Annotated in this window: 16 protein-coding genes and 2 tRNA genes; 7 read left to right on the top strand and 11 right to left on the bottom strand. The window is 66.7% G+C overall.

Features of this window, described 5'->3' with window-relative positions; translation table 11 throughout:
* From mltG to gmk, 3 genes are read left to right on the top strand one after another with little or no spacing between them, the layout of a single operon-like run.
* Positions 1 to 1,146, top strand: a complete 1,146-nt coding sequence (gene mltG, locus JIP62_RS03910; protein ID WP_201103620.1) for an endolytic transglycosylase MltG — start codon at positions 1 to 3, stop codon at positions 1,144 to 1,146.
* The gene (locus JIP62_RS03905) at positions 1,143 to 2,024 is read left to right on the top strand and encodes a YicC/YloC family endoribonuclease (protein WP_201103619.1); all 882 of its coding nucleotides are present in this window, start codon (positions 1,143 to 1,145) and stop codon (positions 2,022 to 2,024) included. Before mltG ends, JIP62_RS03905 begins: the two co-directional genes overlap by 4 nt.
* Entirely contained in the window at positions 2,014 to 2,655 is a 642-nt protein-coding gene (gene gmk / locus JIP62_RS03900) for a guanylate kinase (RefSeq protein ID WP_201103618.1), read from the top strand. Before JIP62_RS03905 ends, gmk begins: the two co-directional genes overlap by 11 nt.
* Here gmk and JIP62_RS03895 read toward each other — a convergent pair.
* From JIP62_RS03895 to JIP62_RS03880, 4 genes are all read right to left on the bottom strand, one after another.
* Positions 2,652 to 3,182 (bottom strand): dihydrofolate reductase, encoded by a 531-nt coding sequence (locus JIP62_RS03895; RefSeq protein WP_201103617.1) that lies wholly within the window; start codon positions 3,180 to 3,182, stop codon positions 2,652 to 2,654. The two genes, gmk and JIP62_RS03895, sit on opposite strands and share 4 nt — an antisense overlap.
* On the bottom strand, positions 3,176 to 3,490 hold the full coding sequence (locus tag JIP62_RS03890; RefSeq protein WP_201103616.1) for a nucleoside triphosphate pyrophosphohydrolase family protein: 315 nt from the start codon (positions 3,488 to 3,490) through the stop codon (positions 3,176 to 3,178). The genes JIP62_RS03895 and JIP62_RS03890 overlap by 7 nt, the downstream gene beginning before the upstream one ends.
* The gene (locus JIP62_RS03885) at positions 3,487 to 4,341 is read right to left on the bottom strand and encodes a thymidylate synthase (protein WP_201103615.1); all 855 of its coding nucleotides are present in this window, start codon (positions 4,339 to 4,341) and stop codon (positions 3,487 to 3,489) included. Before JIP62_RS03885 ends, JIP62_RS03890 begins: the two co-directional genes overlap by 4 nt.
* 75 nt (positions 4,342 to 4,416) lie before the next feature.
* Positions 4,417 to 4,959 carry a DUF924 family protein gene (locus JIP62_RS03880; RefSeq protein ID WP_201103614.1) on the bottom strand — a complete coding sequence of 181 codons (543 nt, stop codon included), beginning with the start codon at positions 4,957 to 4,959 and terminating at the stop codon, positions 4,417 to 4,419.
* Here JIP62_RS03880 and ilvC point away from each other — a divergent pair.
* A complete protein-coding gene (gene ilvC, locus JIP62_RS03875; protein WP_201103613.1) occupies positions 4,958 to 5,974 on the top strand; it encodes a ketol-acid reductoisomerase in 1,017 nt (338 codons plus the stop codon). The genes JIP62_RS03880 and ilvC overlap by 2 nt on opposite strands.
* A gap of 36 nt (positions 5,975 to 6,010) precedes the next feature.
* On the opposite strand, the gene JIP62_RS03870 is transcribed toward ilvC, so the two are convergent.
* A tRNA-Pro gene (locus tag JIP62_RS03870) sits at positions 6,011 to 6,087 on the bottom strand.
* Positions 6,088 to 6,243: 156 nt separating this feature from the next.
* Here JIP62_RS03870 and JIP62_RS03865 point away from each other — a divergent pair.
* Positions 6,244 to 6,317 (top strand) — tRNA-Gln (locus JIP62_RS03865).
* 80 nt (positions 6,318 to 6,397) lie between these two features.
* A complete protein-coding gene (locus JIP62_RS03860) occupies positions 6,398 to 6,862 on the top strand; it encodes a hypothetical protein (RefSeq protein WP_201103612.1) in 465 nt (154 codons plus the stop codon).
* A 2-nt stretch (positions 6,863 to 6,864) separates the two neighbouring features.
* On the opposite strand, the gene JIP62_RS03855 is transcribed toward JIP62_RS03860, so the two are convergent.
* Together JIP62_RS03855 and JIP62_RS03850 are read right to left on the bottom strand one after the other, a co-directional pair.
* A complete protein-coding gene (locus JIP62_RS03855; RefSeq protein ID WP_201103611.1) occupies positions 6,865 to 9,156 on the bottom strand; it encodes a glycoside hydrolase family 3 N-terminal domain-containing protein in 2,292 nt (763 codons plus the stop codon).
* Positions 9,157 to 9,273: 117 nt separating this feature from the next.
* The gene (locus JIP62_RS03850) at positions 9,274 to 9,876 is read right to left on the bottom strand and encodes an ATP-binding protein (RefSeq protein ID WP_201103610.1); all 603 of its coding nucleotides are present in this window, start codon (positions 9,874 to 9,876) and stop codon (positions 9,274 to 9,276) included.
* Positions 9,877 to 10,036: 160 nt separating this feature from the next.
* Here JIP62_RS03850 and JIP62_RS03845 point away from each other — a divergent pair, with 160 nt between their 5' ends.
* Positions 10,037 to 10,465, top strand: coding sequence for a response regulator (locus tag JIP62_RS03845; protein WP_201103609.1), 429 nt, complete (start codon positions 10,037 to 10,039; stop codon positions 10,463 to 10,465).
* Positions 10,466 to 10,474: 9 nt separating this feature from the next.
* Here JIP62_RS03845 and JIP62_RS03840 read toward each other — a convergent pair whose 3' ends face one another.
* From JIP62_RS03840 to JIP62_RS03825, 4 genes are all read right to left on the bottom strand, one after another.
* Positions 10,475 to 11,818, bottom strand: a complete 1,344-nt coding sequence (locus tag JIP62_RS03840) for a hypothetical protein (protein WP_201103608.1) — start codon at positions 11,816 to 11,818, stop codon at positions 10,475 to 10,477.
* A gap of 66 nt (positions 11,819 to 11,884) precedes the next feature.
* Positions 11,885 to 12,202 carry a hypothetical protein gene (locus JIP62_RS03835; protein WP_201103607.1) on the bottom strand — a complete coding sequence of 106 codons (318 nt, stop codon included), beginning with the start codon at positions 12,200 to 12,202 and terminating at the stop codon, positions 11,885 to 11,887.
* 30 nt (positions 12,203 to 12,232) lie between these two features.
* The gene (locus tag JIP62_RS03830) at positions 12,233 to 12,769 is read right to left on the bottom strand and encodes a GNAT family N-acetyltransferase (protein ID WP_201103606.1); all 537 of its coding nucleotides are present in this window, start codon (positions 12,767 to 12,769) and stop codon (positions 12,233 to 12,235) included.
* Positions 12,766 to 14,994 (bottom strand): S9 family peptidase, encoded by a 2,229-nt coding sequence (locus JIP62_RS03825; protein WP_201103605.1) that lies wholly within the window; start codon positions 14,992 to 14,994, stop codon positions 12,766 to 12,768. Before JIP62_RS03825 ends, JIP62_RS03830 begins: the two co-directional genes overlap by 4 nt.
* Positions 14,995 to 15,019: the final 25 nt, after the last annotated feature.

Here is a 15,019-nt window from a genome sequence, read left to right as displayed (position 1 = left end):
ATGGTCTGGCGTCGCAAGGGGGCGGGGGCTCCGGCGAAACCGCGCAGCGGGCTGGGGGTCGCTCTGTTGACCGCCTCGGCGACCTTCAGCCTGTTCCTGATCGGCGTCCTGATCTGGGGATGGAGCGTCTTCTATGCGCCGGGTCCGTCCGCGCGTGTGGGCGAGAGCACCATCGTCACACTGCCCAGCGGATCGGGCGTTTCGGCCATTGCGGCGACCCTGAAACGGTCCGGCGTCATCCGGTCCACGGATATGTTCAAGGCGGCCACCGCCCTGACCGGCGCGGACCGGCGGCTGCGTGCCGGCGAATATGAAGTGCCGTCCGGTGCCTCGCTGCGGGCCGTCATCACCCTGCTGGTCGAGGGCAAGGTGGTCCGCCATTTCGTCACCCTGCCCGAAGGCTGGTCCTCGGCCCAGGCGGTGGACATCCTGATGAAGGAACCGGTGCTGACCGGCACGGTCGAGGTCCCGCCCGAAGGCTCCCTGTGGCCCGATACCTATGAGATCAGCCGAGGCGAGACGCGCGCGTCGGTCATCGGCCGGATGCGGCGCGCCCGCGATACCAATCTGGCCACCCTGTGGGAACGGCGCAGTCCCAACAGCGTCGTCAACTCGCCGGAGGAGGCGATGGTGCTGGCCTCCATCGTCGAAAAGGAAACCGCCGTGGCTTCGGAGCGTCCGCGCGTGGCGGCTGTCTTCTCGAACCGGCTTCGCCTGGGCATGCGGCTGGAGAGCGACCCTACCATTGTCTACGGAATCACCCGGGGTCGTCCGCTGGGCCGGGGTCTGAGGGCGTCCGAGATTCGCGCGCCTACGGTCTGGAACACCTATGTGATCGACGGCCTGCCGCCGACGCCGATCGCCAATCCCGGTCGCGATGCCGTCGCGGCGGTGCTGAACCCGCCGCGCACGGACGATCTGTTCTTCGTTGCCGATGGCACGGGAGGGCACGCCTTTGCCCGGACCTATGACGAGCATGTCCGCAATGTCGCCCGCTGGCGCGCGGTCGAGCGTCAGCGCGCCGGCCTGCCGCCTGAACCGGCGATCGCTCCGGCTGCCCCGCTGGCGAACGGCAATCCGGCCCAGACGGGACCGTCGGACGGGGCGGTTGTCACCATCCTGCCGCCCGGAGCGCCGGTGCAATGAGTCGCCTGTCGGGCATGACCGGTTTCGGCCGGGCCGACGGGGCCCTGCACGGCTGGAGCTGGTCGGTCGAGGCCCGCTCGGTCAATGGCCGCAATCTTGAGGTCCGCTTTCGCGGTCCGCCGGGATTCGACAGTCTGGAACGCCTCACCAAGGCGGCGGCGCAGGCTCGGTTGAGCCGCGGTCAGGTCACGGTCGGCGTCCAGGCCAAGAGCACGTCCGATGCCAGCCGACTGAGCGTCAATGAAGAGGTTCTGGCCCGCTATCTGACCCTGGCCAATCGGCTGGCCGAAGACGGTGCCACGCCGCCCTCGGCCGATGGCCTGCTGGGTCTGCGCGGCGTTCTGGACGTGCCCGAGGAGGCCGAGGATGCCGAGGCCCGCACCGCGGTTGAGGCGGCCATGGCCCTCTCCATCGAGGCGGCGCTCGATGCCTTGGCGTCATCGCGACAGGACGAGGGCCGTCAGCTGCGCCCGGTAATCACGGACTTCATCGACCGAATCGAAGCCCTGGTCGCCGCAGCCGAGGGTGAGGCGGTCGCCCAGGTCGCGGCTATCCGCGAACGGTTCACGCGTCGGATGACCGAACTGGCCCCCGATGCGCCGGGGCTTGAGGACCGCATCTTCCTGGAAGCGGCCGCCCTGGCGACCAAGGCGGACGTGCGCGAGGAACTGGATCGCCTGACCGCCCACGTTGGTGCCGCCCGCGCCCTGTTGGATCAGCCTCCCGCTGGTCGAAAGCTGGACTTCCTGATGCAGGAATTCATGCGCGAGGCGAACACCCTGTGCTCGAAATCGGCTACGACGGCTCTCACCGGAATCGGCCTGGAGCTGAAGGCCGTGATCGAGCAGCTCAGAGAACAAGTTCAGAATGTCGAATGACCGCACGCCCCGCCGGGGTGTCCTCCTGATCGTCGCCAGCCCTTCGGGTGCCGGAAAAACCAGCCTGTGCCGCCGGCTGATGGCCGACCATGCCGGACTGGAGCTGTCCATCTCCATGACCACGCGCGGGATTCGCCCGGGCGAGGTGGCGGACCGCGACTATCATTTCGTCGACGATGCCGAGTTCCAGCGCCTGATCGATGCCGACGCCTTCCTGGAATGGGCCGATGTGCACGGTGCCCGTTACGGCAGTCCGCGCGCCCCGATCGACCGGGCCCTGGCCGAGGGGCGTGACGTCCTGTTCGACATCGACTGGCAGGGCGCGCGCGACGTGGCCCGCAAATGCCCCGAGGATGCGGTGCGGGTCTTCATCCTGCCGCCCAGCCTGGAAGAGCTTCGCCGCCGCCTGGTGACCCGGTCCCAGGATGCCCAGGCCGTGATCGAGCGCCGCATCGCCAATGCCAAGGGCGAGATCGAGCATTGCGGCGAATTCGACTATGTCTTCGTCAACGATGACTTCGACCGGTCCTATGCCGAACTGGCCCACATCTATCATGCCGAACGCAGCCGCCGGTTCCGCAATACCTGGGTCGAGGCTTATAAGGCGGCCCTGCTGAACGAGGCGGTCTAACGCCGCTCCAGCACGCGGAAGGTGAAGGCGTGATCGTCTTTTTCGCCTGCCGGGTGGGTCTCTGACGACACCTCGATGAAGGCGGCCTCGTCGAACGGCGGAAAGACGGTGTCGCCCACAGGCTCCGCCTCCACCTCGGTCACATAGATCCGCTGCGCCCGATCCAGGGTGTCGGCGAACAGCTTCTCTCCGCCGATGACGCAGATCTCGTCGATGCCGTCGTCGCGGGCCTGTTCGCGCGCCATCTCGAGCGCCTCGCCCAGGGTCGAACAGACCACGGCCCCCTTGGCCTTCCCGTCCGCCTCATAGGATTCGTCGCGCGTCAGCACGATGTTCAGCCGGCCGGGAAGGGGCCGGAGCGGCAGGCTCTCCCAAGTGTTGCGGCCCATCAGGCATGGCTTGCCCATCGTGATGGCCTTGAACCGCTGCAGGTCCGAGCGCAGCCGCCAGGGCAGGTCGCCATCGACCCCGATGACGCCATTGCGGGCCCGCGCGACCACCAGTGACAGACGAACAGGCTTCAGCATGGTTCAGCCTCCAGCCATTTCAGCCATTTGCGCCGCATGGCCTGATCCAGGTCGATCCCCGCCCCGGCGCAATAGATCAGCAGCATGCCCAGCACATCGGCTGCCTCGTCGCCCAGGGCCTGGGCATCCGCCTGGCCCCGCGCGCGGCCGCTCAGGCGAAGATGCTCAGCCGTCAACTCGCCCAGCTCTTCCTGAAGCTTCAGCAGGGCCCAGTCGCGATCCCGCTCGATCCCATGCTCGGCGGCATAGATGTCTGAGATGCGCAGGACTTTTTGCGACAGCTCGGCCAGGGTCGGGACCGGCGTCATACGGCGATCGGCGCCTTGATGTGCGGCCAGGGGTCGTAGTCGCTGAGGACGAAGTCGGACAGTTCGAACCCAAACAGATCGGTCTTGGGCGCAATGGTCATGGTCGGCAGGGGACGCGGCGCGCGGCTCAGCTGCAGTTCGGCCTGCTCGACATGGTTCAGATACAGGTGCGCATCGCCGAAGGTGTGGATGAACTCGCCGGGCTCCAGCCCCGACGCCTGTGCGGCCATCATGGTCAGCAGGGCATAGGAGGCGATGTTGAACGGCACGCCCAGGAAGACGTCGGCCGAGCGCTGATACAGCTGGCAGCTCAGCTTTCCGTCCGCGACGAAGAACTGGAACAGACAGTGGCAGGGCGGCAGGGCCATGTCCTCGATATCGGCGGGATTCCAGGCCGAAACGATGTGGCGTCGGCTGTTGGGGTTGGTCTTCAGCCCCTCGATCAGGCGGGTGATCTGGTCGATCGTCTCGCCGTTCGGCGTGGCCCAGGAGCGCCACTGCTTACCGTAGACGGGGCCCAACTCGCCTTCGGCATCGGCCCATTCGTCCCAGATGCTGACGCCGTTTTCCTTCAGCCAGCGGGTGTTGGTCTCACCGCGCAGAAACCACAGCAGCTCGACGATGATGGAGCGCAGGTGCAGCTTCTTGGTGGTCAGAAGGGGGAACCCCTTCGACAGGTCGAATCGCATCTGGCGCCCGAACACCCCCAGGGTGCCGGTCCCGGTCCGGTCATCGCGCCGCGCGCCATTGTCCAGGATATCGCGAAGCAGATTCAGATACTGCCACTCCGGATGATCGCTAGCAGCGACTCCGGTGCGGGTCTGGATATCAGCGAGGGCGAGGGCGGTCATGCCCCAGACAGTGTCCCTGTCGCGCCGATTCTTGGAGTCCTGATTCGCGCCATACGTCCGACGTCTGTGGACGGCTCAGCCGCCGAAGCCGCCGCCGTCCAGGAAGGCCTGTTCCTCGACCGTCGTCTGGCGGCCCAGGGCCTCGTTGCGATGGGGAAACCGGCCGAAGCGAACGATGATGTCGCGGTGGATGTGGGCGAACTTCAGCGTCTCGGGCATGTCGGCGCACAGGGGCAGGAGGTCGTCCTGATCGGCCAGGTCCTCGGAATGCATCAAGGGCATCAGGAGAAACTGGCGCATATCGGGCTCGAACGCCGTCAGATAGCCCCGCGCGATGGCATCCCGCGCAAACAGTCGGGCCAGGGGATCGGTGGCAAACTGGTGGGCCGTGCCGCGAAAACTGTTCCTGGGATACTGATCCAGCACGATCATCAGGGCCAGGGCCCCCTCGGCCTTGTCCATCCAGTCGTCCAGCTGGCGGCGGGCGGCGGCGAAATGGGCGGCGCGGCCGTATTCGCGAAAGATGTGATCGAACTGCGGGTCCTTCTTGTACCACTTGTCGGGACCGGCCTCTTTCCAGAAGCCGATGATCGTCGATGGCGTTATGAGTCCGGGCATGACCCAGAACCTAGCCAATCCCCTGCCTGTTTTCCACGACCGCGACTGTGACCTGTCGATCATCCGAGGTAAGCGGGTGGCCGTGATCGGTTACGGCAGCCAGGGTCGGACCCATGCGCTGAACCTGCGCGATTCGGGCGTCGGCGACATTGTGGTGGGCCTGAAGGCCGACTCGGCGACGCGGGCGAAGGCCCAGGCCGATGGATTCGCGGTGATGACGGCAGGTGAGGCGGCGGCAGGAGCCGATGTCGTCGCCATCATGGTGTCGGACGAGGCGCACCGCGACCTGTGGCGGGACGAACTGGCCCCCGCGATGCGGCCCGGCGCTGCTCTGGTGTTCGCCCACGGCCTGTCGGTGCGATTCGGCCTCGTAGAGCCCCGGGCCGACATCGACGTCATCCTGGCCTCGCCCAAGGGCATCGGGCCGCGTATCCGGGACCTGTATGAGGCGGGGCAGGGGGTCTTCTGCCTGTTCGGCGTGCATCAGGACGTATCGGGCGGTGCCCATGCCCTGGGCCTGTCCTATGCGGCGGCGCTGGGCTGCGGGCGCAAGGGCATACTGGAGACGACCTTCGCCGCCGAATGCGAGAGCGATCTGTTCGGCGAACAGGTGGTGCTGTGCGGCGGCGTGGCTGAACTGGTGGACGGGGCCTTCATGACCCTGGTCGAGGCCGGCTATCCGCCCGAGGTTGCTTGGTTTGAATGTTTCTATGAGCTGAAACTGGTCACCGACCTGATGTTCGAGCGAGGCGTGGCAGGGGCCTTCGCCAAGATTTCGAACACGGCCGAATACGGAGCCTATCTGACCGGGCCGCGAATCATCGGCGCGCCATCGAAGGCGGCCATGGATCAGGTTCTGGCCGAGGTGCGGGACGGATCCTTCGTCCGCCGGCTGATGGCCGACTATGACGCGGGGTCACCCGAACTGCTGGCGCGGCGCAAGGCCCTTGGCCAGCGCACGATCGAAGCGGTCGGCACCCATCTGTCCGACGTCGCAGCCAAGGCTGAAGAATAGAGGAAGAAAGGCCTTCGGGAGGGGCCGTAAATCTCATGGTCGGAGTGGCAGGATTCGAACCTGCGACCCCTGCGTCCCGAACGCAGTGCTCTACCAGACTGAGCCACACTCCGACATGAGGACGCGGCTTATAGCGACGGGGTCGGGACGCCGCAAGCGACGAATCTGAAGAGTGTGAAATTGGCCCGCATAGGGGTGTTGCATCCCCGGCGGGCATCGCGTATTCGACCGCCTCTCCGATGCCCACGGGCGCGGCGCACCGGTCCTGCTGGGGAATGGTGTAATGGTAACACAGCGGTTTTTGGTACCGTCATTCTAGGTTCGAGTCCTAGTTCCCCAGCCACCGTTTCGTCAGGATTGAAAGGGTCGACGCCAAGCCGACCCGGAATATAGGCTGCGACCTCGCCTTAAGGAGGATCGATCATGAAGTCGCTGGTGATGGGTGTTCTGGCGCTGGCTGTGAGTGCGGGCGCTGCCGCCGCCCAGAGCCATGCCTGGGAGGCTGTGGGCGTATCCGAGGGGGCGGTCATGGCCGTGGATTGGCCCAGCTTGTCCCGGTCCGGGGCCGTTGCGCGGGTCACCATCGGTGCCGTTGTCACGCTTTCGTCGGCCGATTCGCCGTTCGACTATGCGACCTCTGTGATCGACGTCGACTGCGCCGACCGATCGCGCGGCTACCGCACGATTCGGTCTTCCTTTTTCAAGATAGACGGAACCGCGGCCGCCGAAGACTTCACGGACGTGACCGATTGGCAGGCCATCAACGACCGCACCTTGATGAACGACGTAAAGCGCGAAGTCTGTGCCAGCACGGCTGCCCGTGCTGGCCCCTTCGATGACATCACTGAATTCGCGGTCAGTGCACGCGCAGCGGTGGCTGCGCGATAGATTCAGCGCGTCAGGCGCAGGCTCCCGCCCAGGCCACCCTGGGCGTGGGGCGCGATCCAGACGTCGAATTCGCCGGGCTCCAGCGTCAGGTGCATCTCCGGCCCCACATAGGACAGCAGCGCCCGGTCCAGGTTGAACTGCACGGTCTGTGATGCGCCGGGGGCCAGGGTCACCTTCTGGAAGCCCTTCAGCTCGCGCACCGGACGGGTCAGGCGGGCGACCTTGTCGCGGATATACAGCTGGACGGTTTCCTCGACCGGGCGACTGCCGGTGTTGGTGACCGTGGCGCTGACCGTGACCCGGCCGTCCCAGGCCAGGGTCGGCGAACTGAGCGTCAGGCCGGAATAGGTGACGGGCGTATAGCCCAGCCCATGGCCGAACGGATAAAGGGCGCTGTGCGGCGTTTCGCGGAACTGGGCGCGGTATTCCTCGCGGTTGGCCTGGTCGTCGTCCATCGGACGGCCCGTCGCCTTGTGGTCGTAGTGGTAGGGCTGCTGGCCCGACAGGTGCGGAAAGCTGACGGGCAGTCGGCCGGACGGGGCATGGTCGCCGAACAGGACGTCGGCGATGGCATTGCCGCTCTCCGAGCCCAGGAACCAGGTGACCAGAATGGCCTGAGCATTCTTGACTGCGCCCGACAGCTCCAGCGCCCGGCCCGTCCGCAGCAGGACCACGACCGGCTTGCCGACCGCAGCCACCGCCTCAGCCAAGGCCTGTTGCGGGGCGGGGACCACGATGTCGGCGCGCGACTGGGCCTCGGCGGACATTGACTGGCTCTCGCCGATGGCCAGGATGACGACGTCGGCCCGGCGGGCGGCGGTGACGGCCGCTTCGATCCCGCCGCTGATGGCCCCTTCCGCCTCCGCACCCTTTACGAACGTCAGAGCGGTTCCTGCCGGGAGGGCGGCGCGCAGTCCGGCCTCGAGCGAAACGGCACGCGTCTTGTCGCCCCAGATGGTCCAGGGACCAAAGACCTCGGTGTCCTGGCCGAACGGTCCAATGACGGCGATGGATTTGCCGGTCTTGGGCAGCGGCAGCAGATTGCCCTCGTTCTTCAGCAGGACCATCGACTTGCGGCCCGCTTCGCGCGACAGGTCATAGTGGGCCTGAGAGCCGACCACGCGCGCCTCGACCGCCGGGTCCATGCCGCGATACGGGTCATCGAACAGCCCCAGCGCCGCCTTGACCGACAGGAAGCGGCGCACCGCCCGATCCACCACCCGCATGGGCAGGTCGCCGGATTCCACCAGTTCCGGGATATGGGCGTTGTACAGGCCCGACATCATGCTGACGTCCACCCCGGCCAGCAGGGCGATGCGCGCCGCGTCCCGGCCGTCGGCGGCATAGCCGTGGGCGATCAGTTCCTGTTCGGAGGTATAGTCGGAGACGACGAAGCCCTTGAACCCCCACTCTCCGCGCAGGATGTCGGACAACAGCCACTCACTGCCCGAGGCGGGCACGCCATTCAGGTCGTTGAACCCGCTCATGACCGACAGGGCCCCAGCGTCGAAGGCGGCCTTGAACGGCGGCAGATAGGTGGTCCGCAGGCGACCTTCGGACATGTCGGTGGTGTTGTAGTCCAGCCCGGCCTCTGCGGCGCCATAGGCGGCGAAATGCTTGGGCGTGGCCAGCATGCTGTCCGGGCGGCTCAGGTCGTCGCCCTGGAAGCCGCGCGTGCGGGCCGTGGCGAACAGCTGGTTCAGATAGACATCCTCGCCCGCGCCCTCGACCACTCGGCCCCAGCGCTGATCCCGGCCCACGTCGACCATAGGGGCATAGGTCTGGTGCACGCCCGATGCGGCCCCCTCGCGTCCCGCCGCCTGAGCCGTGCGGAAGGCCAGATCAAGGTCCCAGCTGGCTGCCTCGGCCAGGGGCACGGGGAAGACCGTCTTCAGGCCATGGATGATGTCGGCGGCGAACAGCATCGGGATGCCCAGGCGCGTCTCCTCCACGGCGATGCGCTGGATGGTGCGGCCGGCCTCTGCCCCGATGCCGTTGAACAGCGAGCCGCATTCGCCGCGCCGGATCATGGCGGCGATCCGGGCGGGATCACCCTGGCCGTCAAGCGGATTGACGTTCTCGGGGCGGAACCGGAAGGGATCGCCGAACAGGCTCAACTGACCGGCCTTCTCCTGGATCGTCATCCGGGCGATCAGGTCCTCGATCCGCGCGGCATGGCGCTGGATCGCAGCCTCCGCTGCCTGGGCCAGAGCGCGGGGCGGGGCCACCACGGCAACGGCACCGACGCCGAGGGCTCCGGCCAGCAGGGCACGGCGAGAGGGCGCGAGGGTCATGGGCAGGGCTCCGGGCTAGGCGTCTGGGCTGGGCGTCTGGGCGGTGTCGTCCTGGCTTAAGCGATCCAGAGGGGCAATCTCCAGACCCTCGCGTTCACGAAGCGTTGCGCGGGACGGTCAGTGCAGGCGAGCGTCGGTCAGGGGCAGACGTATGCGGACACCGACACCGGAGCCCGCAGCCGTTTCGATCGACATCGATCCCCAGAGGTGCTGAACCAGTCCTTCGACCAGGGCGAGGCCTTCACCCATCTGCAGAACAGCGGAGCCGATGCCGGTGTCGCGCACGACCAGGCTGACGCCGTCCGACGCCTGCGAAAAGGCCACCGCGATCGAACCGCGTGCTTCGCCCGGAAAGGCATGGCGAACGGCGTTGGACAGCAGTTCGTGCAGCATGATGGCCAGGGGCATGGCGTGGCTGTCCGGCAGGGCGCGAACCGAACCGCGCACCGACAGGCGGATGCCGCGTCCCTCGCACGTCCGCCGCCAGAAGGCGCTGGCATCGTCCAAATAACCGGCGAAATCCACGGGCCCGTCCGCCGCCATCCGGCGGTTCAGCAGGCTGAGCGCCGCCACGATGTCGCTGAGCCAGGTCAGGTGACGGCGGCTGGCGGGGTCGGTGACCGTCCGCAACCGAATCGCCACCAGGGTCTGCAAAAGCCGATACTCGCCCAGGAGGCGCGAGGCATCGTCCTCCGAACCTGTGCGCGGCGTCGAGCTCATCCAGTCACTACCCTAAGAAAAATTGAAAGTTTCCATAGCTCAGGTCGAACCATTCCACCAAGTGCGCGTTTCGACTGTCCGCTATCCGACACAACAGTGTTAATGGCGAAGTGTCGCGTATCGAGGCTTGGGTTTGACCACACCAAACGGCCTTCGGGTCATGATCGTCGAAGACCAGGCCATCCTCGCGATGGAGCTGGAAATGGTGCTGGGCGACGCCGGGTGCGATGTTGTCGGCTGTGCCATGGATCGCGCCAGTGCCTTCGAGATCGCCGACCGCGAACGCCCCGACCTGGCCCTGGTCGACGTCAATCTGCTGGACGGCATGACAGGCCCGCAGATCGCCCAGAAGATGGTCGCCGACTACGGTGCAGCCGTGGTCTTCCTGACGGCCAATCCCGAACAGATCCCCGAAGGCTTTTCGGGCGCTCTGGGAGCGGTCTGCAAACCGTTCGACGAACAGACGATTCGCGCCGTCGTCGCCTTTGCCCGCCAGTTCATCTTCGACCGGACGGTGGGCGCGACGCCCCGGCGGTTCCGCCTGGCCCCCTGGCTGACGACCCCGCCGTCGGACATCGCGCCCCATTAAGGACCGGCTCTACTCGATCTTCAGCCTGATGAAGACCATGGCCCCGTCAGGGTCGCCGCCGTAGAGCGGCTCCAGGGCCCCCGGCACCTGATTGACCGAATAGAGACCGCCCAGTCCCAGGCGGACATTCGGAGCGACGGTCCAGTCGTGCACCGCCCCGACCGAGGCCTTGCCCACTGTATAGAGCGGACCGTGACCGCCGCCGGGACCGGGAACCAGTTCGTCGGTTTCGATCCGCTCGGCCCGCGCGAACAGGGTCCAGCGGCCATCGGGGCTGAACGCCGTCTCGGCCAGCCAAGCATCCTTGGATTCGTCATGGTCATTGGTCTTGCGACCCCAGGCGACGGTCGATGACCACCAGCCGACCGCTCCGAACCGGCGCGTGTGGATGGCACTGGCCGACAGCTTGGTCTCGTCCTCGTCCGGCTCCAGCTGTTCCGGCGCGGTGACGTCGGCATACGAGGCCTGGAGTGACCATTCCGGCGCAGGATTCCACGAGGCCCGGACGGCCCAGCTGTCCAGCTCGGGGCTCTCGATATCGTACCGGTCCTGATCCGGCTCGCGCCCGCGGAAGGACGAAGCCTCCAGCTTGAAGCCGTCGCGCACCCAGCCCAGGGTCGCGACGCCGAACACGATGTGGGTCGAATCCAGCCAGTGATGGGTGATCGGGGCCTCGGGCGAATCCATCGCGCTCATGCGGTGCATGAAGGCGGGCGGCCCGAACGCAGGCTCGCCGGGCAGGCCGATATAGGCAAAGACGCTGTCGCCATTGGCCAGTCGCCGCCCATAGGAGGCCGAGGCCTCCATGATCAGCTCATGGGGATGCTGGCGGTCGATCAGGGGATTGACGCCGTCCGCCGTCTCGCCCGCCGCCAGCAACAGCGGAAAGCCGTCCTTGCCCATGAAGGGATCGGGGCTGACCATCAGCCGCAGGTTCAGCGTCGATCCGTCGGCGAAATCCCGCCGGGCAGCCCCCATCACCATGCCGCTGACGAAGGTCTTGTCGTCGCCGCGCGGGCCGCTCTGGGTGTCATGGGTCAGGTTGAGCAGGGCGTGGCTCATGAAGGACCAGTCGCCCCGGCTCCAGTGAATGCCGCCATGGCGGGACAGGTCTGGCTGCCAGCTGGTGCCGGAGGCATCGCGGCTCATGGGCCAGGCCCCCAGTGCCGACGTCATCGCATGACCGGCTCCGTGATCCACGGGCGAAGCGTGACCCGCGTGCGGGTCGTGCACCGGGGTCTGGTTCGCGGCGGAGTGTCGTGCATGGCCGGAATGATCCTGGGCCTGTGTCGCGCAGGCGACGACGAGAAGAGAGACGCCAGCGCTGAGCGCGGCGAGGTATCGGGCAGCCATTATGGCCTCCTTGCAAAGTGAGGTCGTCTAGGCGGACGGGGTCCGCCAGTCGGGTCTTTGGAAGGATCAGGCCTTAGGTGGGCCGGTTTCTGGGCTCAGGCGCAGGCCGACCGGCAGGATACGGGCGGTGGGCTGGAGCCGCATCGCACGGGCGGCGAAGCCGGATCGGTCAGCCGGCGTAATCGCAGGAGCCGCAATACAGGTGACACAGCAGATAAAGCTCTTCATCCGCTGATCCGGCTGGGGGGCCCGGTCGTCGTGTCCAGCGGCAACCATTTCATGGCACGGCGCCGGAGGGCTGTCGGCCATGGCTGTCGGTATCGCGCCCAGAAAAAGGACGCCAAGGGCGCCGATCAGCATCAAGAGGGTCCGGGCGATGACCATACACTCATCTAGAGGCCCGCGCCCGAAGGCTCAAGCCAGAGGAACACCTGGCGCGGTCGGCGCGGCAGCGGTCGGGTCCAGGTCCAACTGCATCACGTGCACATCGATCCAGCGGCCGAACTTCCAGCCTGCATGACGCCAGGTCCCGGCTCGGTCGAAGCCGAACCGTGCATGAAGTCGGATCGAGGCTTCGCTCGTCGCGCTGTCCGAGATGACGCTCATGACATGGCGCAGGCCCAGGCCACGAGCGCGCTCGACCAGGGCGGCCAGCAGGGCATAGCCCACGCCACGGCCACGCGCCGGCTCGGCGACATAGATCGAGTCCTCAACCGCGTAGCGGTAGGCGTTCCGATTGCGGAAGGGGGACAGATAGGCGTAGCCGGCAAGCTCGCCCTCGATCTGCGCCACGATCCAGGGCAGGTCCAGCGCTTGCACGGCCTCCAGACGCGCCGCCATCACGTCGCGTGATGGCGGCGTTTCTTCGAAGGTCGCCGTGCCGCCCGTGACTTCGCGGGCGTACAGGGCGGTGATGGCCGCCAGATCGGCGGCCGTCGCGTCGCGGATCACGCCGTCTCCCAGCCCTTGTCGATGGACCAGATGGCGAAGGCATAGACCAGGGCGACTTCCTTCAGATAGTCGAACCGGCCGGAGGCCCCGCCATGTCCGGCTTCCATGTTGATCTTCAGCAGGACCGGCTTGCCCGAGGTCGTGGCCGGACGCAGCTTGGCGACCCATTTCTGGGGTTCCCAATAGGTCACGCGCGGATCGGACAGGCCCCCCGTGGCCAGGATGGCCGGATAGGCCTTGGGCCCGACCTGATCATAGGGGCTGTAGCTCATCATGTAGTCGTAGGCTTCCGGATCCTCGATCGGATTGCCCCATTCGGGCCATTCAGGCGGGGTCAGCGGCAGGCTGGTGTCGCTCATGGTGTTGATGACGTCGACGAAGGGCACATCGCCGATGACACCGGCCCACAGATCCGGGCGCATGTTGTTGACCGCCCCCATCAGAAGGCCACCGGCCGATCCGCCATGGGCGACGATGTGGCCGGCCTTGCCGTGACCGCTGGCGATCAGGTGTTCGGCCGCGGCGATGAAGTCGGTGAAGGTGTTCTTCTTGGTCATGCGGCGGGCACCCAGGAACCAGCCCCACCCCTTGTCCGAGCCGCCCCGGATATGGGCGATGGCATAGATCCAGCCGCGGTTCACCAGCGACAGCCGGTTGGTCGAGAAGCTGGCCGACATCGGAATGCCGTAGGAGCCATAGCCGTACAGCAGCAGCGGCGCAGACCCTTTCACCGGCGTGTCCTTGTGGCGCAGGACCGTCACCGGGACCAGCTGGCCGTCGGCGGCCGGGGCATTCAGCCGCTCGACCACATAATCGGCCGGATCATGGCCGGACGGCACTTCCTGTACCTTGCGCAGGGTCCGCTCGCGCGTCGCCAGGTCGTAGTCATAGGTCGAGGTCGGCGTCGACGGCGAGTTGTAGCCATAGCGCATGACGGTGGTGTCGAACTCCGACGCTCCGCCCAGAGACAGGGCATAGGCGGGCTCGTCCACGGCGATTTCGTGCTCGGCTCCCGCACGGTCGCGGATGACGATCCGCGTATTGGCCTCGGCCCGTTCCTGGCGGGCGATGAAGTCCTTCACCAGTCCGACGCCTTCGATGTAGCGACCGGGGGTGTGCGGGATCAGATCCGTCCAGTTCGCCTTTTCGGGGCTGCCGGTGGGAGCCGTGACGACCTTGAAGTCGATGGCCTCGTCGGCATTGGTATGGATGACCCAGCGGTCGCCCCAGTGGTCGGCGTCGTATTTCAGATCGACCACACGCGGGGCCAGGATCCGGGGCTCGGCCGTGGGCGTGTCACCGGGGATGTAGCGGGTCTCGGAGGTGACCTGGTCACCGATGCTGATGATGATGAAGGCGTTGTCGGACGTGGTGCCCACGCCCATGAACATGCCCTCGTCGGTCTCTTCATACACCAGGGTCGCTTCGCCGCCGCGCGCGGGCCGGCGGAAGATCTTGTCCGGACGCCCATTCTCGTTGCGGTTGGTCCAGAAGATCCACTGGCTGTCCGGCGAGAAGGTGAAGTTGCCCCCCGCCGAGCCGATCGGATCAGGCAGGACTTCGCCGGTGGCCAGATCCTTGACGTAGATCTGATGCACCTCGGAGCCCTGCGCATCCTCGGCATAGGCGAACAGGCTGTGGTCCGGGCTGTGCGACACGGCCGAGACTTCCGAATAGGCCTTGCCCTCGGCCAGGACGTTCGCGTCCAGCAGCAGCTGGGGCGTCGGGGCGACAACGAAGTTCTTGGTCACCCGCTGACCGTCGACGATGAAGCTGCCCTGGCGTTCCACGCGCATATAGCGGGGATGCTGATCGCCGGTCTTGAACTCGGTGTAGTATTCCCACGGGCCGTCGGCGCGGGGGACGGAGCTGTCGTCCTGCTTGATGCGGGCCTTCATCTCTTCAAACATCGTCGCCTGCAGCGGCAACGTCGAGGCCATCATCGCCTCGCGATAGGCGTTCTCTTCCTCAAGATGCTGGCGGACGTCGGCCTTGATCAGGGTCGGATCCCGCAGCACCGCCTGCCAGTTGTCGTCCTTCATCCACTGATAGTCGTCCGTCCGGACGCGGCCCAGCTGCTCGATGGTCACGGGGATCTTCTTGGCGACCGGCGGGACGGGGGCGGATTTCGGCATCGAGGCTCCGGAGCGGCGGGCAAGGGCAGGACCGGCGGCGGCCAGGGCGGCAGCGGCGGCAGAGGTAGCGATCAGGTCGCGGCGATTCATGGCGTGGTCCCACGGTAAAAAGGTC

This window comes from Brevundimonas vitisensis (assembly GCF_016656965.1).
Taxonomy (GTDB): domain Bacteria; phylum Pseudomonadota; class Alphaproteobacteria; order Caulobacterales; family Caulobacteraceae; genus Brevundimonas; species Brevundimonas vitisensis.
Note: the sequence above shows the minus strand (reverse complement) of the source record. Positions and strands in the feature narration are given on the sequence as shown.